The sequence below is a fragment of the Nitrospira sp. KM1 genome (assembly GCF_011405515.1).
Taxonomy (GTDB): Bacteria; Nitrospirota; Nitrospiria; order Nitrospirales; family Nitrospiraceae; genus Nitrospira_C.
The window spans coordinates 461,941-486,571 of record NZ_AP022671.1; the positions used below are offsets into that span (position 1 = coordinate 461,941).

Consider the following 24,631-nt stretch of genomic DNA (forward strand, 5'->3'; position numbering starts at 1 on the left):
TCAGCGGATGACCATTCGCCAAAGGTATAATCGCTCGTATGAATCTCCACACACTTCTCGAACAACGGATTGCGATTCTCGACGGTGCCATGGGCACCATGATTCAGCAACGGAAGCTGGACGAAGCGGCATTCCGCGGTGATCGATTCAAGGACTGGCCGAAGGACTTGAAAGGTCACAATGACCTGCTGAACCTGACTCAACCGACTGTCATCGAGGATATTCATCGACAGTACTTTGAGGCCGGCGCCGACATCGTGGAGACCAACACCTTCAACTCCCAGTCAATTTCCTTGGCCGATTATCAGATGGAAGCGTTGGCCTACGAGCTTTCGAAAGCCGGAGCCGAATGCGCCAAGCGAGCCAGGGTCTACGTTCAGGCCGCCGACCCCAGCCGATATTGCTTTGTTGCCGGCGCGATCGGACCCACGACCAAAACGTCATCGATCTCCACTGATGTCAACCATCCCGGCGCCCGCAGCGTGACGTACGACGATCTGGTCAAGGCCTATAGCGAGCAGGTCCGTGGATTGCTGGATGGCGGGGTCGATCTGCTGCTCGTGGAAACCATTTTCGACACACTGAACGCAAAAGCCGCCTTTTTTGCCATTCAGCAGGTCTTCGACACGGTCGGACGGCGTGTTCCGATCATGGCGTCCGTCACATTCATACAGGCCGGAAGCAATCGGGGGGTGACGGGACAGACCGTCGAGGCGTTTTGGAACTCGATCTCGCATGTCCCGCTCCTCAGCGTAGGAATGAACTGCGCGCTCGGGCCGGCAGAAATGCGTCCCCTCATTCAGGAGCTGTCGCAGATTGCGCCCGTCTATCTCAGTGCACATCCCAACGCCGGTTTGCCCAATCCGCTGTTGCCGACTGGTTTTCCAGAAACACCGGAGACACTTGCGCCGCAACTCCGGGAATGGGCACAGAACGGCTGGCTCAACATCGTGGGCGGGTGCTGCGGGACGACTCCTGCCCACATCAAATTGATCGCTCAATCGGTGCGAGATATCGACCCGAGAAAGATTCCTCCGGTCGAGCCATACACGCGCTTAAGCGGCCTTGAAGCTGTCACTATCCGCCCGGAGTCCAATTTCGTCAATATCGGTGAACGCACCAATGTAACCGGCTCTCCGGCCTTCGCCAAGTTGATCCTCGCGAATGATTACGAAACCGCGCTGTCCGTCGCCCGTCAGCAAGTGGAAGGGGGCGCGCAAATCATCGACATCAACATGGATGAAGGGATGTTGGATTCAAAGGCCGCCATGGAAACCTTTCTCCGTCTTGTCGCGGCGGAACCCGATATCTCGCGCGTCCCGATCATGGTGGACAGTTCCAAATGGGAGGTACTTGAGACGGGCCTGAGAAACATTCAGGGTAAAGCGGTCGTCAACAGCATCAGCCTGAAAGAAGGGGAGACAAAGTTTATCGAGCAGGCGACGCTCGTCAAGCGGTTCGGCGCCGCGGTGGTCGTCATGGCCTTCGATGAGCGCGGGCAAGCCGACACCTTGGAACGGAAGAAAGAGATTTGCGCAAGATCCTACGAAGTCCTGACGAAGCAGGTCGGTCTTCCTCCGGAAGATATCATCTTTGATCCGAACATTCTGACCGTCGCGACCGGCATCGAGGAACATAACGGGTACGCCGTCAATTTCATCGAAGCGACACGGTGGATCAAGGCCAATCTTCCCAGGGCCAAAGTGAGCGGCGGCATCAGCAATATCTCCTTTTCCTTCCGGGGAAACAATGTCGTGCGCGAAGCCATGCATGCGGCGTTTCTCTATCATGCCGTCGGGGCCGGACTTGACATGGGCATCGTCAATGCGGGGCAGCTTGCGGTCTATGAGGAAGTTCCCAAGGATCTCCTTGAACTCGTCGAGGACGTTCTATTGAACCGCCGGCCGGATGCCACCGAACGGCTGGTCAACTTTGCCGAAACGGTCAAACAAAAGGGCAAAGCGGCGGTCAAAGACGATGAATGGAGGAAGGGTACGGTCGAGGAGCGTCTCTCGCACGCGCTCGTCAAAGGCATCACCGATTACATTGAGGGCGACACCGAAGAAGCACGGCAGAAATACCCCAAGCCGCTGTCGGTCATCGAGGGACCACTGATGGCGGGCATGAACGTGGTGGGAGATTTGTTCGGAGCCGGAAAAATGTTCCTCCCTCAAGTGGTCAAGAGCGCGCGGGTGATGAAGAAGGCGGTCGCCTATCTGATGCCGTTTATGGAAGAGGAAAAGCGCGCATTGGGCAACTATCAGTCACAGGGCAGGGTGCTCCTGGCAACCGTCAAAGGCGATGTCCACGATATCGGCAAGAACATCGTCGGAGTCGTGCTTGCGTGCAACAATTATGAGGTGATCGATCTCGGGGTCATGGTTCCGTGCGAGAAGATTCTGGCTACGGCCAAGGACCGGAAGGCGGACATCGTGGGGTTGAGCGGACTCATCACCCCATCGCTCGACGAAATGGTACACGTCGCAAAAGAAATGACGCGTGAAGGGTTTTCGGTTCCGCTTCTGATCGGAGGAGCCACCACCAGCAAGGCCCACACGGCAGTCAAGATCGCCCCCTCTTATGAACCGTCCGTCGTCCACGTGCTGGACGCGTCTCGAGCGGTGGGAGTCGTAGGAAATCTTCTGAACCCCGATAACAAGCCCACGTTTGTCCACCAAATCCGGGACGATTACAAACGGATCCGTCAAGTGCACATGGACCGCACCGTCAAGACGCTATTGCCGCTTGCAAAAGCCCGGAGTCATGCCTTGGTGACGGACTGGGCCGGCGCAGACATTCCCGTCCCGCAACACCTGGGGAGACAGGTCATTGCCGATCAATCGCTGACAGACCTCGTTCCGTTTATCGATTGGTCGCCGTTCTTTCATACCTGGGAATTAAGAGGCAAGTATCCGGCAATCTTCGATGACGCCGTCGTCGGAACCAAAGCCAAAGAATTATTCGAGGATGCCGAGCGGTTGCTCAACCAAATCGTTAAGGACAGCCTGCTGAAAGCGAATGCCGTGTACGGATTGTTTGCCGCCTCCGCGGTGGGCGACGACATCACACTGTACAGCGACGAGACCAGGACTCATATACTGACGGTCTTTCATACTCTCCGGCAGCAATCGGAGAAACCGCAGGATCAAGCCAATCTCGCCCTCGCAGATTATGTCGCTCCTGAGGTGACGGGGAGAAAGGATCATATAGGAGCCTTTGCCGTCACCGCCGGAATCGGACTGGACGAGCTTTGCCGACAATTCGACCGAGACCATGACGATTATAATTCCATCATGGCGAAGGCGCTTGCCGACCGGCTGGCCGAGGCCTTCGCTGAATATTTACACAAGCGGGTGCGTGAGGAATGGGGCTACGGAAAAGCCGAACGGCTGACGCACGAGGATCTGATCAAGGAAGAATATCGAGGAATCAGGCCGGCTCCGGGCTATCCCGCGTGTCCCGACCATACCGAAAAGCGACAGCTCTTCGATCTGCTCGACGTGGAAGGCCAGACAGGTATCACCCTCACCGAAAGTTTCGCCATGCTTCCCGGAGCGTCGGTCAGCGGCCTGTATTTTGCCCATCCGCAGGCGCGATACTTCGCTGTGGGAAAAATCGGGAAAGATCAAGTCGAGGACTATGCAGGGCGAAAAGGAATGCCGGTCAATGACGTGGAACGCTGGCTCGCTCCTAACCTGAATTACGATCCGGACTCATAGCGCCGGATCCGATTCCAGTCGGACTCTTCTCTCCGGTAGAAATTGACAATGGAACGGAGACTGGCCGGTCAGGAGACCTCCGCCAACACCGTGTGGCGGGCCGATTTGCCGATGGCCGAGTTCAATGACGACTTGACCGAGCGATAGCGTTCCTCCGCCCACCGATTGAATTCCTCAGAATCCGCAAAAACCAGCTCCCAAGCTTTGACGGCATCGAACAGCAGCAGCTGGTGCGGTTGATTGACTCCCGCAAAGTACACCACCAAGACAGCAGACTTGCCGGTCAGGCTGATGTCGGTAAAGACATGCAGGATCGCGCCGTGGGGCAGGTTGACATCGCGAGAGGCCGCCTCGACGATCGGTTGATACATCCGATGAAGGAACTGCGAGGTCACTTCGAAGGCATTGCAGGTCCCAAGAAGTCTGGGATTGGGATTTTCTCCGAACAGATTCTCGGTCAGGTACGTCGCGGCCTCCCACGTCGGCATCACGCCCGATGTCACGAGTGCCTCGCAGAGGTAGGCAATCCAGTTTCTTGTGATTCCGGATTTTTTCGCGGACGCACTCTTTTTGGGCATCTTGCAAATCCTTTCTAACGTTCGATCGGGCACGAAGGCTCGGCCGGGTACTGTTTCGAAGGAGCAATCTGACGCGTTGAAAAAAGTATATCGGGGAGGGAAAAACCGGTCAACGAAATGGAGAAAACGATCTACACATCTCTGACAAATCCCAACGGAGATTTGTCCGCATACTCTTCGTAGACGCGCTTGATGTCGGAAATCGATGCCAAGAATACATCGAGGAGTTCAGGGTCGAAGTGTTCCCCGCGGTGCTTGATCATCAAATCCACCGCATGATCGAAGGAAAAAGCGGGCTTATACACACGCGCCGTGGTCAACGCGTCGAAGGCATCGGCGATGGCGACAATCCTGCCTTCTATGGGAATCTCTTCGCCCTTTAACCCACGAGGGTATCCGCTCCCGTCCCAGCGCTCATGGTGCGTCAAGGCGATCGTCGCCGCAACCTTGAGGAGCTCGGCATCCGATCCCGAAAGAATGCGGTAGCCAATCTCGACATGCTGAGCCATGACATTGAGCTCTTCCTGAGTAAACTTACCCGGTTTCAGCAGCACGTGGTCGGGTGTTCCAATTTTTCCGATATCGTGCATGGGACTGGCGGTACGGATAAGTTCGCACCGTTCACTCGACAAACCATACCGCCTCGCCAACAGTTCGGAATACCTGCTCATCCGGTGAATATGCTGCGCGGTCGAACCGTCCCGATATTCCGCCGCAATCGCCAATCGCTGAATGGTTTCTTCGCGGGAAAGCCGCAATTCCTTTTCACTGCGTTCCAGCCATTCGAGCGCCTGTTGAAGCGCCATGGTCCTGGTTCTCACGATGTCTTCGAGATTGTCCCGATGCAGTTTGTTTTCGATTTCCAGTTTTCTTCGCCGCAGGGCGTTGGTGACATTGATCAGCACCTCGTTCGACTCAAAGGGTTTCACGACGTATCCGAACGCCCCCATATCGATTGCGGCATTGGCCAAGACCGCGCTGTCGAGACCCGTGACCATAATCGCAGCGGTGTGTGGGAACTGCGTCAGGATATTGCGGACCAGGTCCATACCGGACTCGCCCGGCATATTGACGTCGCATAGAACGAGCGCGAACGGCATATCGGCCATCTTTTGTCTGGCTTCTTTCGCATCCAGCGCGAGCACGACTTCATATCCGTGCGACTGCAGCATATACCCCAAAAGACGCCGGATCGGCTCTTCGTCGTCCACGACGAGGACGCGCTTGAGATCCATGAGAGCCTGATGGTTCGTCTTATCGAGGAGCAGCGTCATGAGTACACCGTCGTGTGCCTACAGAACATCACGCGATCGAATGGTCGAATGGCACTGACATCCGTTTCGGCAGACGTCCTTAGAACTGTAAATCGCCATCCATTTTTACGCTACAAATTAGTGAAATCCGTCCGGCGGGTCCTTTGATTTTTGGACCACATTTGATCTCCTCAGCGACACGGACCGCAGCATTCTTTCTCGATGCCAGCCCAGGCTGCCGCCGTGCCATGACATTCCCTAAGGAGAATACCATTTTGTCCGACACGTTTGCTGCCTAGTTCCAACAGTATTGTGCAACCGGGGTCAGGGATACACTCTCGATTGCATGATCGAGCCCGTATCCCGTTCATTGCGGTTTGAGATTCTGTTCTCTATAATGCCGACTCCCCAACGACTGGAGAAAAATATGAGCAATGGCGCAGGGTTGGTCCGACTCGATGGACGGCGGAAAGATCAGCTCAGACCGGTGAAGGTGTCCCGCAGCTTCATCAAGCATGCGGAAGGATCCGTTCTCATCGAGATGGGCGATACGAAGGTTATTTGCACCGCTTCGGTGGAGGAAAAGGTTCCTCCCTTCCTGAAGGGGAAGGGAACCGGATGGGTGACCGCTGAATATTCGATGCTCCCACGGTCTACACACGAGCGATCGCCCCGTGAATCCGTCAAGGGGAAACAAGGCGGCCGCACACTGGAAATTCAGCGGCTGGTTGGCCGCTCACTTCGCGCCGTGACGGATATGACCCAGTTGGGCGAGCGCTCGATCTGGATCGACTGCGACGTCATTCAAGCGGATGGAGGAACCCGCACAGCATCCATTACCGGTGCGTTCATTGCCCTGGCCGACGCTCTGGCGACCCTCAAGACAAGGGGATTGATCAAGAAGCGTCCATTGACCGATTATCTGGCGGCCATCAGCGTCGGGAAAGTCGGGGGGGAGATCCTCGTGGATTTGGCGTATAGCGAAGACTCGACGGCTGAAGTCGACATGAATCTCGTCATGACCGGCAAGGGACAGTTCGTGGAGATCCAGGGAACCGCCGAGCGCACACCGTTTGCCAAACAGGACATGGACGGCTTTCTTTCTCATGGTTGGTCTGCCATTCAGACCTTGACGGCACTACAAAAGGACATCATCGGACCGTTGGATTGACCATGACTCGAGAATTGGTACTGGCTACGCGCAATCGGCATAAGCGCGACGAATTGATGGCGCTGCTGACCGGGCTGGACGTCAGGGTGCGCACGTTGGATGAATTCCCACAGGTCCACGATGTGATCGAGGATGGAGCAACCTGTGAGGAGAATGCCATCAAGAAGGCACGCGAAGTATCGGCGGCAACAGGTGTGACCGCGGTAGCAGACGACACGGGCCTTGAAGTGGACGCCCTCGGAGGGAAGCCCGGAGTGTTTGCGGCTCGATATGCTGGTGAAGACGTGACGTATGAGGACAATTGGCGTAAACTTCTAAACGAGTTGTCGGGCGTGCCGCGGAGCCAACGGACCGCACGGTTTATCACGGTTGCAGCGATCGTTACGCCGGCACATGATATTTATGTCGCGCATGGAACACTCGCAGGGTATATTACCGAAACGCCTCAAGGCACGGAGGGATTCGGCTACGACCCTGTATTCTATGTTCCACAGTTCGGGAAAACGCTGGCAGAATTATCCGGTCTGGAGAAAAACCGCATCAGCCATCGGGCACAAGCCTTTGTGCACGTGCGAGGATGGCTTGAAGAAACCGCTCGCTCACCAGCGGGCATGCAGTCCGATCGCTGACTTCACGTCGGGGCGTAGCGCAGCCCGGTAGCGCGCCTGCTTTGGGAGCAGGATGTCGGAGGTTCAAATCCTCTCGCCCCGACCAACAATTCTTCATCTCCACAGTTCTCATTCGACTTGAATCGTTACTGTCGCCGCGGCCCAATCGGACCGCTGGTTGGCAGGCATTCCTTGCATCAACGGCATTGGAGGGGCCGAGGCAGGATCGAGCGAGGACGGTGTCGAGCCTGCTAGGGATGACGGGGAGGCAGCCTGCACCTCCGGCTGACCATCCATCTTCTGGCCAGGCACGTGAGAGGTAGGATCGTAGACAGTCAAAAATCCACGCGTGGCGGTATTTTCAAGTTCGCGACGAATCGATGCAATCCCTTCATCGATCGCTCGCGCAGTAATCTTCTTTCCATTGTTTTTAGCCTGAGGTGTTTGGAGATCCTTGATCTTCTGGCGGATCATCGTTGCCGTTTCCAAATCCGTACTGCTGAACACCCGCACTGTATCGGTCCCTTTTGGAGGACTATAGTCCCAATAGAACCCCGCTTTGTTATTGGCAGAGAGCGAATCCGGAATCAGGACCCTTTCATTCGCCCGAATCCGTCCATCAGGATGAAACTCAGTTCTCGCGTGTGCGTTTGGAAACAGGACGTTTACGCTTCCCTCAGAATCGACATCCACAATCGTCACATACGCGTCGGCATTCACGGTCACTTGCAGCTGGAGACTGTTCTCCGCAGTTCGCGGCGCACCGTTTGTTCGAATTTTGTATTTGGCCGGCTGCGTGTCGGCGGCGACGACAACGATTCCGCGCGTTCCAGCTTTCGGGACCGGTTGGGGATTCTCACTGGCGACCCGCATATCGACTTTCAACTGTGAGGACGGATTGTCGAGGGTCAACAGCTCCGAAGCGGTGGTGGACCTGGAAACAACCAAGGCGACACCCGCACCCCAGTCGTCTCCGCTCCCCCCGAACGACCCCACGAGGCCGAGCCCATCCGCCGTTAACAATTTGACCGAGTCTCCTTCCACCCCTACCAGATAGCGCGCCGACTGATTTGGACCGACTAGATCCACATTGGGTATGTTCTTCGCGAGCGTGTGTTCGATCTGCCTTCGTTGTCGCTCCGGCATTTCAAGGATCCGTATCGGAACTCTGCCGCCGGGCGGAGAAGGCGGCAGCAATGGAACAGCTCGAGAACGATCAGGAATAGCCTTGGACGGAGAGCGCACCTTTGCATAGGCATGCTGCCCGGCTACCTTGATCACAGATGCCACAGCGAGAGCGCCGCCGGGCGCAAAGCCGGAATCGCCGGGAGGATAGATCGACCAAACGGATCCGGGAGCGGCACCTAGAAGCAGCCCGTTCAACAGTGTCACGGTGCCCTGATCCCCCGGTTGGACCTCAAGCCAGACGAGCCTGGGAACGCTTGTGGAATGTGTTTCCTGGTGTAGGTCGTTCGCCGTTCCGAGCAATGGCTGTTCAAGCAGATTCACGGGAGCTTCCAGTTGCGGCTCAGGCATCGATATGCGGCCAAAGTGCGTCTGGATCCTTTGTAGTTCCGTTTCGACGATGCGGAACACAGCGCGGGGGGACGCCCCGGCAGGAGAGGAGGTGAGGCTTCTGGACAGTGCGTAAGAGAAAAAGCCGTGATACCGGCCGTTCACCGGACCGTCGAGCGCTTCTTGATGGGACGCCGCGCCTGCCATGAGGACATATTGAGCCGCCAATGGACGGACTGCTCCTCTGGTCTGGATCTCCGGGTTCCCCGCTCGTTTGTACAAGGCGGTACGCATGTCTTGAGGCACCGACCTCGTGCGGATGTCGAGAGAGCGAGTGGCAGTTCCTGAATGACAGGAGTCCAGGACGACAAATGCGTGTGGTGTCGTCAATCGGCTCAGAAGCGCTTCCAACTCGTCGTCGGTAATATCAGGAACCGATCCGGTGCGGCCATCTTGCGGCACCAATGTTTCATCCAGCCTATCGTCGGGTTCGTCGCCATTGAGATCTTCAACCTGTGAGCCATGCCCCGAATAATGGATATACACGATGTCGTCGGGTCCTGTGTCGTCCACCAACCGCGAGAGGGCAGCCAGCATACCCTCTCTGGTTGCCTGTTCGTCCGTCAGGGTACGGATGTTCACCTCAGGAAATCCCCATCGCGTCATGAGGACTTGCTTCATCGTTTCGACGTCGTTTAAGGAACCTTGAAGTTTCGGAACGGCCCGATAGTTATTGATTCCAATGAGCAGCGCCCGCTTGTTACCACTTTTGCCCTGGGCCGGCATGGCCAGCAAATCGATGCGACTGCCAGCCACGACACTACTGACGAGCACAAGCACACACATGACGACCTTCCAGGGACGGAGCGTACTCATCTGGCAGCCTTTCTCGTTGTGGGGCCCATACACAAGAGTCGAAGATCAGTCGACGCAATCCACGGTCACGTTCAGCGTATCAAGAGATCAGCCGAGCGAACCACTTCCTGCTTCCTTCGCAGGACCTCCAGCTTTTGGCGTGATGCCGATTGGTCGGTCGCGGGCATTTCGATCGTGTATATTCCCTCCGCCGAGGGACCCCCGACGATCCTGCCGCGCACGCCGTCGAGCACCGAACGGATTTGCTCGTCCGTCGCATGCGGATGGAAGCTGACGGCGACACTGACGGTCGGACTGCCGACCGACCGGGGCAAGACACGATCCTGCACTGTTGGAACACTCATCACCCACGCCAGAATCCCTGCTTGCACAAGTATCACAGCGGCGCTGACGGTCGGCATCCATCGAACATTGAGCATGGACCGAATCCACGCGTCGAGGATTTCCAGGGACGAACGGCGAGTTCCTTTGACAATGCCCGGTGGAGAGTCCGCCGCAAGGCGTTGGAGCACGGATTGCTCCAACGAAGCAGAGGGAAGAGGAGCTGTGGAATAGGCGTCATCGAGCAGGCGTTTCATCTTCCGCAACTCCTCTAACTCTGTACGGCAGTCCACACAATGCTCGAGATGGCGCGAAAGCTCGTTCCGTTCCTGATCGGCAAGCGTATTGTTCGCGTACCAAGGAAGTAACGCGACTTCGGGATGAACTTCGGCCGGAAATGTTTCGGGATCGCTCATGGGGTCGGTTCAGTATGTTCCAGTCGTTCAAGTTGCCGCTTCAGTTGTTGCTTGGCGTAAAAGACACGAGTCTTGACGGTGTTCACGGGGATCGACAACAAGCGGGAAATATCCTCGTAGGGAAGTTCCTCATAAAATGTCAGGCGCAGGACCTCCCGATGTTCAGCGGACAAAGACGCCAGGGCGCGTTGAGTCAACTCGCACATCTCCTGACGTTGAGTGCATTCGAGCGGATTATCGCCGGGAGCCGGGAGTTCCATCGCCCCATCAAGATCCACTTCACGTCCCTGGCGCTTTGTTCGTCTCATTGCATCGAGTGCTTTATGCCGAGCGATGCCGAAAATCCAGGTCGACAACCTGGAGGAACCGCTATACGTGGACGCGCTGCGCCAGACGGCTATCATGGTGTCGCCGACAATTTCCTCCGCCAGCACGGAATCACCGACTAAGCTCCTGACATATTGAAAGACGCGTTTTTCATACGTGCGGTAGAGACGTGCGAATGCCGGCTCGTCACCGGTTGCCACCGCACTCATGAGATCATGCTCATCCAAGGCATCATGGGGGTGGGTCGGATTCATGAACATACGGGTTCACGGTCGTTGCGGGAGTTGAAAGCGCTGTTGCTCTAGCACATTTGGTCATCCCCCTCAATAGGATGGATGGACGGATTGATTGACCGCCCCACAGCGGCAGACTACAATGCGCTGAACCTTTTTCCGGTCCAAGCGACGTACTGGACACGTAAGGAGTCTCTGTGAGACACAGCCCCGGAATGGATGCCTCACACGGAGGCACGCGTGCTCTGAGCTTCGTATTGGTGAGCACCCTCCTGTTCGGCTCCTGTGCGGCAGCACCGTTCCTGCTGCCGATCGCCTTCGAGTTTGCGAGAAATCTCTTCCAAACCGGTCTGCAAAATTACGGGTCCAAGCATCGGGATAATCTTAGCAACTTGGTGAACCGCCTGGCGAATCCTTATATCCAGGGTCTCCCGCCGATGGCCGTCGCTCCAGGTTATCCCGGGCAACCCGTCCCTGGACAAGCGGGAGTTCCTATTCAACCGGCTTATCAAGCCCAGCCGGGGACACTCGCGCAATTCCCGCCAGGTACACAGGTGTTTTCTCCCCAAACTGCTCCCATCGATCCCAATAACCCTTCCACCAACCCGGTCACCGTCTATCCGGGAAATACCGCACCTCAAGGATATGCTCCCCAGGCAAATCCCTACGGGCAGGTCTCGGGATATATGCCTCAACCGGGTTCCAGTCCATATGATCCGAACAATCCTTACGGCACCGCCTCCACAGCCTATCCAGGCACATCAACGTATCCCGGAACCGTGCCCCCAGGCAGTTCGTACGCGCAACAGGGGATGACTCCTTACGGGTCGACCGCTCCATACGGAACAATTCAGCAGATGCCGTACGGCGGACAACCTCCAAATCCTTACGGAACTCCTGGCACGGCTCCCACGATGCCTCCCTATGGGTCAACTTCTTATGCCAATCCCTATCAACAGGTGCCACCGAATCCGTACGGATCGCAAAGTCCTTACGCGGGTTCGGGCTACCCTCCGCAGCAAATGCAGCCTGGGTACGATCCGAACGTGTCTTACGGCGGAGGCGGAGCCCCTGTGCAAAGTTACGGTCAGCCACAGCCAGGGTATGGGCAGCAGCCCCAAATGAACTATAGCCAGCCACAAGGAGCGTATGGTGCCGCGCCTTCCTACGGCGGCCAACCGCCGGTTCAACAACAATACGGAGGAGGCGTTGCTCCCGGCCAGCCCTACATGGCACAGCCCTACGGTAGTCAACAGTACGCACCGCCCATTTACTCCAGATCGGTCGATACCGACCTCGTGGCAGTGGATGTCGCGTTGATCCGTCAAAACCTGACCGCGCACGGAAAGGAAATCGTTTTGATGAATGACGGCGACGTGCTGCGTGACGGCGGCGCCAATGCTCAGGCTGGAGACCGGTTCAAACTGGTGATTCGGACGAATTGCGACTGCTACCTCTATATCATGTCGATTGACGGATCCGGATGGGCGGAAGCCGTGTATCCTCGAAACGGTCTGTCGACGGTCAATCCAGTGAAGAAGGATCTGGAGTATGCCTTCCCGGACGGACCCTACTGGTTCAGCCTCGATCAGGTGAAAGGCATCGAAACATTTTTTGTGGTTGCCTCGCTCAATCGACGCACCGATCTGGAGGAGAGTTTTGCTCAGATTGCGAGTGAAACCCGTCCATCCGGCACGATCGTGGCAAAAGTTGAAGAACCGCCCGTGATTCCTCGCGGTGTCGGATCGGCGACTCCCCGCGGCATCATCACCGTAAAGGACGAGAGCGGAGACAGCGCGAAGCTGACTCCGTTGTCGTACGCTGCAAGCCAGACGGGACAGGATGTGACCGTCACGCGCTGGTTCAAACACGAGTAGGGGACGTATGCGATGAGGTTGCAAAATGCACTCTGTGTGTTGATCACAGGCATCGTGGTGGGTATGTGGTCAGCAACCACCGTTTCGGCCCAGGTCTTTCCACCACGTCCGACGCAGCCTCCAACGCCGCCGGTTCAACAATCCCCGGCGGCCATCGTACCGCAGCAGGGAAACCAGCCGCCGTCGATCACGAAGACCATTCCGTTCATCGCCGTTCTCGGCGACCCGACAAAATCTTTCATTCAGCTCGCCAATATGTCGAGCCCGTTCGATACGAATTTCATGCTGGGACGCGGGCTCACCGGGCGGATTCAATTGGAGAAATATTCCTATCAATCCGGCAACGGACAGAAGTCGTTCGTTCATGTGACCGGCGTGTCCAATCCACCGCTCGTGAGCAGCGAGGGTAATGAGCTGAGACTGCAGTTCTACTTTCCCATCATCCAGTTCAAGACGTACTACAAGGACTACTCGGGCGAGGGAGACAGTGCTCTTGCCGATCTCGTCGCTGAAAAAACGATGGTCGATGTCTTCATTTCACCCACGATCGATCAACGACGGCTTCCCACCTATCACTCGGTACGTGTGGCCGTGACCGGCATGGTCAAGGAACCGGAGAAATGCACCTATTTCTTCGACATGATCTTTCCCGTCAACATTTGTAAGATCGCGGCCGATTATTTCAAACAGATCCAGCCCGCGCTCGAGAACGGGATGCGCGAGATCCTCCTTCAGCCGCAGACGCGAATGCAATTCGAACAGCAGGTTTTTCAGTTCGTCAGGGCCGATCTGTTGTCAAAGGCCGGTATCAATCCGGTCAGTCCTGTTCAGATCGAGATCGTCCAATCCAGCCTCCAGGGGACCGACTACCTGGTGACCTACATGCCGCGTTGATACGCATGGCACTGCCACCTCCTGCGGGCCCCCCCCACAGGCACCCGACTCGGTGATTCACTACATAAAGCAATGTATGCTCTACCACTTGAGCGGGGGCTGCGGCTATCGGGACGAGGAAGTATTCGCAGGTTGGTAGGGGATTCCGTCCAAGACTTCGATCTGGAAAGAGGCCGTCTGACCCTCGAGGTTTGTCACAGAAAGGGTTTTCATTCCCTTCTTCGTAATCGGATTCGTGAATACTTGCACTTGAATGCATGAAGGGACTACGCAGGACGGCAGGGACGAAGGAACGATGTCCTCGACGAGAATATCGGTTGACCGCACACTGAAAACCTTGACGGAGGATAGATTGAGGCCTTTGATTTCAAGAACGGACCTGGCGGAAGCATCAGGCTTGGCATTCTTGGCTGTGTTTGCCGTACCGGGCTTGGGAAGTTGGAACGGTTGAAATACTCTGCTGTCGTAGGCCGGGCGTTTGACGAACGAGAAAGATTGAATGATGGGAGCCGGACCAGGTAGTTGGGATGAGTGACCGGTTTGTCGTCTGGCGAATTTCGCCTGGACGTTCCGTGGTCCATCCATTTTGACTCTGCAGATGTCCGTACCCCCGCAATCGCCACTCCAGCCGGCAAATGAAGAATCCGGAGACGGTTGGGCAGTCAAGACAATCGTCCAACCTTGTGGAATCTCGGTAAGGCATCCCGGAGGGCAGACCATGCCAGGAGGAGCTGTTACCGAACCTGAACCTTCACCCGAAGTAGCCACCTTCAACTGCTGAGTTTGATGTAAATCGCGTGAAGACACGGACTGTGAAGAACCGGCCGACAATTCCTGGAGAGAGGCTTCCTCCAGAGCCAGGGCAGAGAGAATCGTCATGACGAGACCGCAAGGGATTCGCCTGTCCCCCATCCATCCAGATCTCATAGGATCTCCTTCATCACATCATGCGACTGGCTTGATTCTCAGACTTACGAAGACGGAAGACTGATCAGGATCGTGGTGCACAGGCCTCGATCTGTTTTCGGATTTCATTATACAGTTCCTCAACGGCAGCTTCCTTTGTCAAAAGCACGGAGGCACCCATGTTTTTCATGGCCTCCTCGTCACTGTCACCGACCTTGACGGACAATCCGATCACAATGACGTGCGGATATCGATTCTTGATCGCCGAAGTCGCTTCGATGCCGTTCATCCTCGGCATATTGATGTCCATCAACACGATGGCCGGCAGTTCCCGCTCCACGACCATCAGCGCTTCCTCACCGTTGGATGCTTCGCCCACCACTATGATATCGGCATAGGACTCCAGTACGCTTCGGATTCCCTGGCGCATCATAGGATGGTCATCCACAATCACCACTCGAATGGTATTTTGGAGGTTCGAAAAAGCAGAATCCACTCCGGACTTCCCCCCCTGTGCCCGTACTTGCGGTTCTCCTGACACGTTGGCGGGCCCCCTTATCGGCTTCTGGCCAGGATCCTTCAATGACATGACTTCACGCATGATCTTTTCGCGCTCGGATACTTGGTTCGGCTGCTCCGATTTGATTGAAAGCGGCAGCGTCAACGTAGCCTTCGTCCCCCGTCCTGGGACGGATTCCAGGTCAAAATTACCGCCGATCGACAGCATGCGTTCGCGTGTACTGAACAATCCAAACCCATGACCCGCTTCGTTCTTGACTTCCTCGGCCGGATTCAGGCGGCTGGCATCGAAGCCGACTCCACAGTCCGCGACATGAACGAGCAACGCACCGGCGACCTGCTCGATAAGCACGCGAGCCTCCGTCACCTTGGCGTGTTTCACACAGTTGAAGAGAAGTTCACGCACACATTGAAACAGGAGTAATTCATGATCTTCCGGAAGACGCGGATTGTCGACTTTCACATCGACGGTCACCTGGAGGCCGCGTTGCTCCATCTCCTTGGCCAACCAATCCAACGCAGTTCTCAGTCCGAATTCCTGGAGGACCGGAGGGCTCAACTGGGACAGCAACGTGCGCGTGTAGGCAATGGATTTGTCGATCGAATCTTGGAGGTCGGCCACGATCTTGCTCAACACTGCGTTCATCGGTTGATGTTTCGCCTGGCTGAGTTTGATTCGACTCAGGGCAAGCAGCTGCCCGAGATTGTCGTGCAGCTCTCCCGCCAGCCGTTTGCGCTCCTTTTGTTCGGCGAGGTTCAGTTCACTGGCGAGCGCTCTGAGTTGAGCATGCGACTGCAAGAGTTCTTGCGTGCGTTCATCAACGAGGTGCTCCAAATTTCCGGCAAATGCGCGCAGCTTTGCCTCGCTCTCGCACAGAGCCTGTTCGTGGCGTTTGTGTTGAGAGATATCGATCGTAACCGCAACGATGTTTTCGAGCTGTCCTTTCCCATCACGAACCGCCGCTACGTTATTATTGACCCATACTAACGTACCGTCGCTCCGCACATACCGCTTCTCAATGACGAAGTCTGGTCCTCCCTCGATCAGCTTCGTGAACTGTTCGACATTGCCCGGCAAATCATCCGGGTGGGTAATATCCTGCATCCGCATGCCAAGCAATTCTGACGCCGTGTACCCAACGATGTCACAGAAGCGTTTGTTTGAGAAAATGAATTTTCCGGAGAGATCAACCAGCGTGACGCCCGCGGTCGCCTGACTGACGATCGCCCGGAACCGGGCTTCACTGACCTCAAGATCCCTTTGCTGGTGCTTGCGAGAGGTAATATCCTGAGCGGTTCCTACAAAACCCGCTGCGTAGCCTACGTCATCAAACCATGCTTGACCTCGGACGGATATCCATCGTTCGACCCCGTCGTTGATCCCTATCACACGAAATTCCGATGACAGGATGCCGTCGCTTGCCGGGGCGATGGACCGTGCCAGTTGCCCTTCCAGCTGGACGCGGTCTCCAGCATGCACTGAACTCAGGAACATCTCATGATTCACCGGGACATCAGGAGAAATGCCCCACATGCGTTTGAAGCGAACATCGCACTCGAGCCTGCCGGTAGCCGGATCCCATGTGTACGCGGCGAGGGCGGCAATATCGAATGCAGCCTGCAGACGCTGCTCTTGCCGGTAGAGCCGCAAGAGTGCCCTGACCATGGCCAGCATTTCGTCGGGATCGGCTGGCTCAATCAGATAGGCATCGCCGCCTTCTTCGAGACCGGCAACTTTGTCTTCACTGCGGACAGCCAACGCGGATGTGAGCAGCACCATGATCGACGACGTCATTGAATCCGCTTTTAACGAACGACAGATTTCCAATCCGTTGGTATCGGGAAGCTTGACATCGATGAGTGCCAGCTGCGGTTTAACCTCGCGTGCGAGACGAATCGCATCGGCGCCGGTCGATCCTTCAATCACCCGATAGCCGGCAGAACGGAGAAGTCGGCTCTTGAGATACCGGTTCGGCTCGCTGTCATCGATGAGGATGATCGTATGGGCGGCATTCTGGGAGTGCTGCGTGGTCGGTTTCATCTGTTCACCTATCCATCGATCGGTTATGCGACCCGTGAGGCAGGGGACCAATTTCGCACCCAGCGGCCTGAATGGCCCGTTTCCAGCTTTGAGGAGATAGGTCGCTTTTTTCCAAGATGACCCGGGCATGGCTCAACGCTGCCCGGCGTTCCGGGGTCAGGACTTGGGAAGACATCACGATGACAGGAATCATTCGCGTCTCCAAATCATCGTGCAAATGCTTGAGCACCTGGAAGCCGTCCATGCGGGGCATGTTGAGGTCGAGAACAATCACGGACGGTGAAATTTGTTTCGCAAGGAGCAGACCTTCTTCCCCCCCGGGGGCTTCGATGACCGAAAACCCTGTCTCACGAGCCAGTTTGCCGAACAGATATCTGTCGGCTTCATGGTCGTCGATCAACAGGACAACCTGACACTCCGGTTGACCATCACTCTTGGAAGCGCGCGATGCACGCTCCAAGCGTTCCAGCAGCCACGAGGCAGCCATCGGCTTCACACAATAATCGTTCGCACCCAAGGCGATGGCTTTCTGCGGATCATCGATTGCGGAAACGACAAATATAGGGATGCCCTTCGTCGCATCGTCGCCCTTGAGCTCAGCCAGCCATTGCCAGGCTGTGTCGTCCGGCAGCACGATATCCAACACGATGGCAACAATCGAGTGACGACGCAGAAGCTCACGGCCCTGGCGGATACTAGCTGCCGGGATCGGTTGAAATGGAGTACGCCGAAGGTACTTTTCATAGACAAGCCGCGTCTCCGGTTCATCTTCGACGACCAACACCGGCAGACGGGTCTCATCCGGTTGTACCAGAGGCAGGTCAGAAACGTAGTTTACTCCGCCCTTGGCGGCGTACAAGACCGGAATCACAGCGGAGAACGTCGAACCGGACCCCAACCGGCTGGAGACGCTCACTGACCCGCCGAGCAACTCGGACAATTTTCGGCATAGAGGAAGACCTAACCCGGTACCCTTGACGCGCCGCTGGATCGGGTGATCGATCTGAGAAAACTCTTGAAAAATCCGCTCCTGATCCTCCTCCGCGATCCCGATCCCCGTGTCCGCCACACAAAACACGACGGATTTCCCATCGTCGGTGGCCCTGGCGGTGATCCGCACCTCGCCGCGTTCGGTGAACTTGATCGCGTTCGAGATGAAGTTACGGACGATCTGGGACACCTTGCCTTCGTCGGTGCTCAGAACCGGCAACCCAGCGGGCTCGTCGAAGATAAGACTTACGGTATTGGATACGAGGAGGGGACGCAGCATGCCGCGGAGGGCGCTGAAGAGATTTCCGACCTCAAATTCAGACGGTCGAACCTCGATTTTTCCGGCTTCGATCTTCGCGAGATCGAGCAGATCGTTTACCAAATCCAGCAGATCGCCCCCGCTCTTTCGAATATAGCCGACCTGCTTGGCCTGTTCGGTGTTCAAATCACCATCGGCACGGTCGATCAGGAGCTGAGAGAGGGCAATGATCGCATTCAGCGGCGTTCGAAACTCATGACTCATGTTCGAAAGAAACCGCGACTTCATTTCGTCGGCCCGGCGCAGGTGGTCGGCCTTTTCATCCAATTCGGCATACAAGGCCACCACGCCACGATTCGTATCTTCCAATTCTCCGTTCAGTCGTAACAGCTCTTGTTGCCGTTCATGCAACTCTTCCAACGCACGGACCAGTTCCTGATTCTGTTGGCGTACTTCTTCAATCGGGTTTTGAGGATCGACGGATCCGATCTGCCGGGTTAACCGTTCCAAGTCATGTTGGCCAAAGATGCTCTTTCGTTTATAGAGGAGCTTTTTCAACCAAACCGTCGCTTCCTGCTGACCATTCACGCGCATTTCACACTGGTCCATCAATCGGCGCGCCGAGACCATTGCGGTGTCCCATTGAGCGGGAAACACCGACAAGTTCGCGGAGTTCCCCGGTGTTGAATGCTTCGTGCCGCCCTCTCGGGACTTGCCAATACTGACCAACAGCACTTGAGGGATGCTGACTCCTTCCAGAAAAAATTCGACATGGGATGGAGTGCGCCGGTTGACAAACATTCTCGCCACTTCGGAAATGGCAGTGGAGATCCTTGTTTGATCCTGTCCGTCAAACAGTAGGGCTCGAGCAACCTGCCTGGCACGCTGCCGTGCGGTCACCACGTCGTCCTCGTAATTAATCTCGACCGAGCTTATGCGATAGGCCATTGTTTGAATTGGTCTTTATCGGTGACCGGTTGGGTCAGGTCATGACGCCGGATGGGTTCCCCCGCCTTGACCACAACCATCGTGGCATCATCCCGACCTCTCGCATGATCCCTGTACAGGACCGCTGCCACCAGGCTGGCGTCTCGCGAGGACAGCCCTGGATAGGCAAGCAGATCCCATTGATTGCCGATGCCGTCCGAGTGCAGCAGAAATATGCCGTCCGTGGGCCATGGATACGAAAACTCTACGACTTTTTGATATTGATGTCCGACAATCCCGGTCAAGGACACGAGGTGTCGCTGTCGACTTCCGTCCAGAATCATGCCGGCGATATTTCCGATTCCAGCAAATCGGACCACCTTCGCTTTTTCGTCCATTACGGCAACGGCGAGCGCAGCCCCACGAGTCGTTCTCGATGCCTGATGCGCCATTTCGACCAGTTCGACAGGAGTTTTCCTGCCCTGTGCGGTCCGCACGGCTTCAATGATTGGTCGGGCAGCCTCGGCCGCAACGAGGCCGTGCCCAAGACCGTCCACGACGGCACAGAGCCATCCATCTGTAAAATGCCTGACAATCCAGTCATCACCGCACAGCGTTTCTCCCTGTTTCGCCTGATGAACCACCCCAACAGAGACGGCTCCTTGCGCCGGCGGCCGAGCGTTCTTCGACGAGACACGAGCCACAATGGCCGTTCCCTTCCCCGGCTGCGAATAAATGTCGAACGTCCCGGCGGACCTCATCACAGAGCCAAGACCCGTCCCTGAACTCCCTGCCGTCGAAAATCCATCAGTCAGGGATTTCGTCACATCGCGCATGCCCGGCCCTCTGTCGAGCGACAAGACTTCGACGCCGCGCCCCCCTTGCTCTCCCACGTCTCTCAGCAACAGTTCGCCGTTCTGCGCATGTTTCACAAGATTGGTCCCCAGCTCTGTAACAAGCAGCGCAATGTTTCCGATCTCCGATTCGTCCAAGCCGGCTTTCTTCGCAAGCTCGATCGCCATCCTCCGCGCAGCGGACGGCTGACTTTGTTCGGTGATGGGCAGGCGAATCTGCGTCATTTCCATCTCGTGATGGTCACGGTTGTACCCTCTCCGACCGAAGAGCTAATCGTGAATTCATTGACCAGACGTCTCGCCCCGCCAAGCCCCAAACCCAATCCTCCACCAGAGGTGTACCCATCTTTCATGGCAAGATCGATGTCGGCGATGCCAGGACCGCGATCGGTAAACGTCACGCGCACGCCCCGGCGCGCGCCCTCGTGAATGGCCTCCAAACGCATCTCTCCTCCACCGCCATAGATCAGCGTGTTTCTGGCAATCTCGCTGGCGGCCGTTACCAGCTTGGTTTGGTCGACGAGGGAGAGTCCCTGAGCCACGGCACAGTCCCGGACCAATTGGCGTGCTTTGATAATGGCATCGGTTGATCGCAAATCGATCAGTTCATCGCGCAGGACGACCATCGAATCCCTTCTTGCCTGCGTTCTTCAACAGTTCCATTCCTGCATTCACATTTAGCGCCGTTCGGACGCCGGACAACGTCATGCCCAGTTCGACCAAGGTAATGGCGACGGCAGGACGCATTCCCACAACGACCGTCTCCGCATCGAGAATACGCGACATCGCAGCGATGTTGGCAATCATACGGCCGATGAACGAATCGACCATGTCCACCGCCGAGATGTCGAGCAGGACACCGCAGGCTCTCAGTTTCACGATCTGATCCGTGAGTTCCTCCTGCAGAGTCATGGCCAACCGATCATGCATGTCCACCTGGATGCTGACCAGCAGGTGATCTCCCATTTTCAAAATCGGGATTCGTTCCATTCTGGATCCCTCGTCTTGACTCAATTCAATGCAGGTCTGACATCATCAGAGATGCTGGTCATGTCGAAATCATGCCGTCTCGTTAGATTTGACGACCCTTGCGCCCAATTGCTGAAGAGCAACCTGGAAAGCGCCTGCCAATGTCGCTTTAGTCACGATGTCATTCAAGTTGACTCCTAAGTGGACGATGGTCTGAGCGATCTGCGGCCGGATTCCACTGATGATACAGTCGGCACCCATCAGGCGGGCGGCGGAAACGGTTTTCATCAGATGCTGGGCCACCAGAGTATCGACGGTTGGCACACCGGTAATATCGATCACCGCGATTTTTGCCCCCGTCTCGACGATGCGTTGGAGCAGTGTTTCCATAACAACCTGTGTACGCCCACTATCCAATGTTCCGATCAATGGCAGAGCCAAGATATTGTCCCAGAGCTGTACCACCGGCGTTGATAATTCCATCATTTCCTGTTGCTGCCTAAGAATGATGGACTCCCGGCTTTGTTGATACGCCTCAGTTGTGTACAGACCAAGTTTGTCCAGTAAGACAGTCAAGTCCCAGAGCAGGCTCGCTAAAGCCTTGGCATCGTGCTGATGCTGCCTTTGGATGAGATCGAAGAGCGGCTGCTTGAGAGAAAACACAAAGATCGCGGTTTCGGAAGGACTAAATCCTCGCGCAGCCCGCGATTTAGATATCTCCTCCAAAAGATCTTTGACCGGTTTCCAGGACGGGGAGTCGCTGTCTTTGCCCGCCGCGATCGCCGTCAGAAATAGCTCGAGAAACTGTTTCGATTGAGTTGTTAGTTCTTCCTCTCCAAGCAGGTCACGGCGTAAGGTGAGAGCGGACAACTGATATGCCAACCAATCTTTTAGGATCAGCTCTTGCCGGTTGCGCAGTTCCCCGGCCAACTCACTCGTCTGCGGCATGATGCCTCCTTCACGATAATGCTGGTTGTAATAGTTTGTAAAAACAGGCAGTGCAGAAATCTCTGAGTGCGTATCAAGACATGGACCAAGATGGCCGTTCATCCTTATCTCTAACGGGTCGGGGTAGTGTAAAGGGCCGTGCTTTTCGCATCATAACGGCAACCGCCGCCTAGAAATATAACCTGCACACAATTGTTACGCCATACCCAAAAGCCGTAGTTATGCGATACCGAAGGAATGATTTATCGTGCCGCAACTCGTGATATAGATCGTGATCGTAACCAACCCCAAGTTAATTATAGAGGCATTGATCGGTCGGCGGGGCGACAGGGGAGGGAGCTAATAAAGAAGCATCCGAGCACTCTCTACCGTGCATGGGATCATCCCATACCGGCGGCTCTGTATAAGCACGCAATCTCACATAGATCGTTTGATCCAGCAGATCCGAACATTGTCAATTTGATAAAGGAATCAGTCAGTGCGAGACGTGTCGCTTTCTTCTCTCCGCGACACCGACGGCAGGTTCTTCTGGGGCCTTATAGTCGCGAAGGGTCCGCTTGATGATTCCCTCCGAGAGCATAGGATAGGTGCCTCTCAGTGCGTTCGTGCCAACCGCTGTGACTTGTGCATCTTCATTGGAGATCAGCATGGATATTTGTTCTTTCACTTGAACTTTCGTATCGCGGAACACTTCGTCTGCCAAGTCCCATACCCCCGTCTGACCGATCCTTCTTTCTTCCGCTTGCGCGGCGAGGGCTGTCGCTGCGATCACGAAAAGACCTTCACCAATGTTTTCGATGCGGTTTTGCCGTCCTTGGTCATCTCGAAGCGCTTCACGATGCCAGACCATGGCGTAGAATGTCGCCCGAGCGAGTTGCCGGCTTGCACGCTCCACGAAACGCAGTTTATGACGGACCTTGGGACGCCGGAACTCAGGATGCGGCGGCAGTGGTTTTGGGATCCATTGTTTCATGTACCAGGGAACGTAGATTCCGAGCAGACGTCCTACCGCCATGACCCAGCGCAGGCCAGTCATGTGATCCTCGAAATACTTCTGGGCATGCTCGAGATGCATGTTCAGAGCCTCGCGAGCCACGAATGGTCGCAAGATATCCGTTGCGCCTTCTCCGATCCGATACATTTCGGCGTCTCTCACCAGTTGTTCGATGCCGAATGCAGGCTCGCCACGCATCCGCTTGGAATCGGCCGTTTCATATCCCATCCCCCCGAACAGGGTTTGAGCATCTTTCAGAAACCGGATCGCGCTCTCTGAGCAAAACATTTTCGCGATGGCCGCTTCCGTTCTGATATCAAAGGTATGTTGGTCCGCCATGCGCCAGACGGACGAGGCGAGCGCCTCCATCGCGAACAAGCTCGAAGCCATGCGGCCAAGGCGGATGCGCTGGGTCTGGCGCTCGGCGAGAGGCTTCTGGAAGGTGAGGCGGGTATTCGCCCGATCCAGCGTCGGTTGCCATGCCTGCTTCGCCATGCCCAGACAAATGGCCGGGATGCTGATTGCGCGGCCGATGTTGAGAATGGTCAGGGCGTATTTGAGCCCCCAGCCTACCTCGCCGATGAGATCACCGACCGGGACGGGAACATCGGCAAACGTCAGGTAGGCATTCTCGATCCCCCGACACCCCTCAAACTGGCAACGTTGCCTGATCCGAATTCCCGGAGCGTCCATGTCGAGCACGAACGCCGTGTGAACAGACTGGTCCGCTCCCTTGCCTTCCGGAACGGGAATCCACAGCATATGTCCGCCGCGCCGTTCCCGCTTCGCCGGCACCCGCGCAATCAGTGTCACGTAGCGAGCGATGGAGCCGTTTGTACACCAAAGTTTTCCGCCGTTGACGACAAACGTCTCGCCGTCGGCATCCAATACCGCTTCAGTCACAATATTGGCCGCGTCCGACCCGGTCATGGATTCGGTGAGAGCGAACGCGGACAGAGCATGCCATGCCACGATAGGCAAGTACTTCTTCCTTTGCTGATCGCTGCCGAACAGCAGGAGCGGCATGGCAATGCCGATCGATTGCGGCACCGCGACGGTCAGCGATAAAATGTTGCTCCAACTGGCAATCAGCATGAGCGCGCGGCCGTAATTCGTGCATGAGAATCCCAGACCTCCGTACTCCTGGGGAATCTTCATGGCAAAGGCGCCGAGTGCGAACAGTCCCTTGATCACGGAATCCGGAATCTTCGCCGTGCGCTCAATCTCATCGGGATCGACCTGCGTAGTCAGGAAGGTCTGCAGCCGAGGTCGAAACATGTCCCAGGCCGTTTTCTCTTCTGGAGATTCATCTGGAGCGAGGAGTAGTGAAAAATCTGGGCGGCCTGAAAAAAGGCCCGTCATGAAGCTGCGCCCGGCAAGACGTTCGCGAGCCTCTTCAATCTTCTCGAGCCCTTGAAACAGCCCGGCCATGCCAT

18 protein-coding genes and 1 tRNA gene are annotated in these 24,631 nt (G+C 56.1%); 6 read left to right on the forward strand and 13 right to left on the reverse strand.

Annotated elements, in window-relative coordinates; genetic code table 11:
* The first annotated feature begins 38 nt into the window (after positions 1-38).
* Positions 39-3,719 carry a methionine synthase gene (metH, locus tag W02_RS02175; protein WP_173044365.1) on the forward strand — a complete coding sequence of 1,227 codons (3,681 nt, stop codon included), beginning with the start codon at positions 39-41 and terminating at the stop codon, positions 3,717-3,719.
* 68 nt (positions 3,720-3,787) lie between these two features.
* Here metH and W02_RS02180 read toward each other — a convergent pair whose 3' ends face one another.
* Both W02_RS02180 and W02_RS02185 read right to left on the reverse strand, forming a co-directional pair.
* On the reverse strand, positions 3,788-4,297 hold the full coding sequence (locus W02_RS02180; protein WP_173044367.1) for a hypothetical protein: 510 nt from the start codon (positions 4,295-4,297) through the stop codon (positions 3,788-3,790).
* 131 nt (positions 4,298-4,428) lie between these two features.
* Entirely contained in the window at positions 4,429-5,571 is a 1,143-nt protein-coding gene (locus tag W02_RS02185) for an HD domain-containing phosphohydrolase (protein WP_173044369.1), read from the reverse strand.
* A gap of 406 nt (positions 5,572-5,977) precedes the next feature.
* Here W02_RS02185 and rph point away from each other — a divergent pair, with 406 nt between their 5' ends.
* From rph to W02_RS02200, 3 genes are all read left to right on the forward strand, one after another.
* Complete coding sequence (gene rph / locus W02_RS02190; protein WP_173044371.1) at positions 5,978-6,721, forward strand: ribonuclease PH; 744 nt, start codon at positions 5,978-5,980, stop codon at positions 6,719-6,721.
* Between the two features lie 2 nt (positions 6,722-6,723).
* Entirely contained in the window at positions 6,724-7,350 is a 627-nt protein-coding gene (locus tag W02_RS02195; RefSeq protein WP_173044373.1) for an XTP/dITP diphosphatase, read from the forward strand.
* A gap of 8 nt (positions 7,351-7,358) precedes the next feature.
* A tRNA-Pro gene (locus W02_RS02200) sits at positions 7,359-7,435 on the forward strand.
* Positions 7,436-7,458: 23 nt separating this feature from the next.
* On the opposite strand, the gene W02_RS02205 is transcribed toward W02_RS02200, so the two are convergent.
* From W02_RS02205 to W02_RS02215, 3 genes are all read right to left on the reverse strand, one after another.
* Positions 7,459-9,720, reverse strand: a complete 2,262-nt coding sequence (locus W02_RS02205) for a caspase family protein (RefSeq protein ID WP_173044375.1) — start codon at positions 9,718-9,720, stop codon at positions 7,459-7,461.
* Positions 9,721-9,791: 71 nt separating this feature from the next.
* Positions 9,792-10,457: a zf-HC2 domain-containing protein gene (locus W02_RS02210; protein ID WP_173044377.1), complete on the reverse strand. Its 666-nt coding sequence runs from the start codon at positions 10,455-10,457 to the stop codon at positions 9,792-9,794.
* Entirely contained in the window at positions 10,454-10,993 is a 540-nt protein-coding gene (locus W02_RS02215) for an RNA polymerase sigma factor (protein WP_173044379.1), read from the reverse strand. Before W02_RS02215 ends, W02_RS02210 begins: the two co-directional genes overlap by 4 nt.
* A 221-nt stretch (positions 10,994-11,214) precedes the next feature.
* On the opposite strand from W02_RS02215, the gene W02_RS02220 reads away from it, so the two are divergent.
* Complete coding sequence (locus W02_RS02220) at positions 11,215-12,894, forward strand: DUF4384 domain-containing protein (protein ID WP_173044381.1); 1,680 nt, start codon at positions 11,215-11,217, stop codon at positions 12,892-12,894.
* A 12-nt stretch (positions 12,895-12,906) separates the two neighbouring features.
* Entirely contained in the window at positions 12,907-13,788 is an 882-nt protein-coding gene (locus W02_RS02225; RefSeq protein ID WP_173044383.1) for a hypothetical protein, read from the forward strand.
* A 105-nt stretch (positions 13,789-13,893) separates the two neighbouring features.
* On the opposite strand, the gene W02_RS02230 is transcribed toward W02_RS02225, so the two are convergent.
* From W02_RS02230 to W02_RS02265, 8 genes are all read right to left on the reverse strand, one after another.
* Positions 13,894-14,715: a hypothetical protein gene (locus tag W02_RS02230; protein WP_173044385.1), complete on the reverse strand. Its 822-nt coding sequence runs from the start codon at positions 14,713-14,715 to the stop codon at positions 13,894-13,896.
* A 64-nt stretch (positions 14,716-14,779) separates the two neighbouring features.
* Positions 14,780-17,254, reverse strand: coding sequence for a response regulator (locus W02_RS02235; RefSeq protein WP_173044387.1), 2,475 nt, complete (start codon positions 17,252-17,254; stop codon positions 14,780-14,782).
* Between the two features lie 4 nt (positions 17,255-17,258).
* Positions 17,259-19,451, reverse strand: a complete 2,193-nt coding sequence (locus tag W02_RS02240) for a response regulator (RefSeq protein ID WP_173044389.1) — start codon at positions 19,449-19,451, stop codon at positions 17,259-17,261.
* On the reverse strand, positions 19,436-20,509 hold the full coding sequence (locus W02_RS02245) for an ATP-binding SpoIIE family protein phosphatase (RefSeq protein ID WP_173044391.1): 1,074 nt from the start codon (positions 20,507-20,509) through the stop codon (positions 19,436-19,438). Before W02_RS02245 ends, W02_RS02240 begins: the two co-directional genes overlap by 16 nt.
* Entirely contained in the window at positions 20,506-20,910 is a 405-nt protein-coding gene (locus W02_RS02250; protein WP_173044394.1) for an anti-sigma regulatory factor, read from the reverse strand. The genes W02_RS02245 and W02_RS02250 overlap by 4 nt, the downstream gene beginning before the upstream one ends.
* On the reverse strand, positions 20,891-21,274 hold the full coding sequence (locus W02_RS02255; RefSeq protein WP_173044396.1) for an STAS domain-containing protein: 384 nt from the start codon (positions 21,272-21,274) through the stop codon (positions 20,891-20,893). The genes W02_RS02250 and W02_RS02255 overlap by 20 nt, the downstream gene beginning before the upstream one ends.
* 69 nt (positions 21,275-21,343) lie before the next feature.
* On the reverse strand, positions 21,344-22,201 hold the full coding sequence (locus W02_RS02260; protein WP_173051329.1) for an STAS domain-containing protein: 858 nt from the start codon (positions 22,199-22,201) through the stop codon (positions 21,344-21,346).
* 475 nt (positions 22,202-22,676) lie between these two features.
* The gene (locus W02_RS02265; RefSeq protein ID WP_173044398.1) at positions 22,677-24,626 is read right to left on the reverse strand and encodes an acyl-CoA dehydrogenase family protein; all 1,950 of its coding nucleotides are present in this window, start codon (positions 24,624-24,626) and stop codon (positions 22,677-22,679) included.
* Positions 24,627-24,631 lie beyond the last annotated feature (5 nt).

What these genes read in the sequence shown, in the direction of transcription:
- metH (WP_173044365.1), top strand. Translation starts at nt 39, where the DNA reads ATGAATCTCCACACACTTCTCGAACAACGGATTGCGATTCTCGACGGT.
- W02_RS02180 (WP_173044367.1), bottom strand. Translation starts at nt 4,297, where the DNA reads ATGCCCAAAAAGAGTGCGTCCGCGAAAAAATCCGGAATCACAAGAAAC.
- W02_RS02185 (WP_173044369.1), bottom strand. Translation starts at nt 5,571, where the DNA reads ATGACGCTGCTCCTCGATAAGACGAACCATCAGGCTCTCATGGATCTC.
- rph (WP_173044371.1), top strand. Translation starts at nt 5,978, where the DNA reads ATGAGCAATGGCGCAGGGTTGGTCCGACTCGATGGACGGCGGAAAGAT.
- W02_RS02195 (WP_173044373.1), top strand. Translation starts at nt 6,724, where the DNA reads ATGACTCGAGAATTGGTACTGGCTACGCGCAATCGGCATAAGCGCGAC.
- W02_RS02205 (WP_173044375.1), bottom strand. Translation starts at nt 9,720, where the DNA reads ATGAGTACGCTCCGTCCCTGGAAGGTCGTCATGTGTGTGCTTGTGCTC.
- W02_RS02210 (WP_173044377.1), bottom strand. Translation starts at nt 10,457, where the DNA reads ATGAGCGATCCCGAAACATTTCCGGCCGAAGTTCATCCCGAAGTCGCG.
- W02_RS02215 (WP_173044379.1), bottom strand. Translation starts at nt 10,993, where the DNA reads ATGAGTGCGGTGGCAACCGGTGACGAGCCGGCATTCGCACGTCTCTAC.
- W02_RS02225 (WP_173044383.1), top strand. Translation starts at nt 12,907, where the DNA reads ATGAGGTTGCAAAATGCACTCTGTGTGTTGATCACAGGCATCGTGGTG.
- W02_RS02230 (WP_173044385.1), bottom strand. Translation starts at nt 14,715, where the DNA reads ATGAGATCTGGATGGATGGGGGACAGGCGAATCCCTTGCGGTCTCGTC.
- W02_RS02235 (WP_173044387.1), bottom strand. Translation starts at nt 17,254, where the DNA reads ATGAAACCGACCACGCAGCACTCCCAGAATGCCGCCCATACGATCATC.
- W02_RS02240 (WP_173044389.1), bottom strand. Translation starts at nt 19,451, where the DNA reads ATGGCCTATCGCATAAGCTCGGTCGAGATTAATTACGAGGACGACGTG.
- W02_RS02245 (WP_173044391.1), bottom strand. Translation starts at nt 20,509, where the DNA reads ATGACGCAGATTCGCCTGCCCATCACCGAACAAAGTCAGCCGTCCGCT.
- W02_RS02250 (WP_173044394.1), bottom strand. Translation starts at nt 20,910, where the DNA reads ATGGTCGTCCTGCGCGATGAACTGATCGATTTGCGATCAACCGATGCC.
- W02_RS02255 (WP_173044396.1), bottom strand. Translation starts at nt 21,274, where the DNA reads ATGGAACGAATCCCGATTTTGAAAATGGGAGATCACCTGCTGGTCAGC.
- W02_RS02260 (WP_173051329.1), bottom strand. Translation starts at nt 22,201, where the DNA reads ATGCCGCAGACGAGTGAGTTGGCCGGGGAACTGCGCAACCGGCAAGAG.
- W02_RS02265 (WP_173044398.1), bottom strand. Translation starts at nt 24,626, where the DNA reads ATGGCCGGGCTGTTTCAAGGGCTCGAGAAGATTGAAGAGGCTCGCGAA.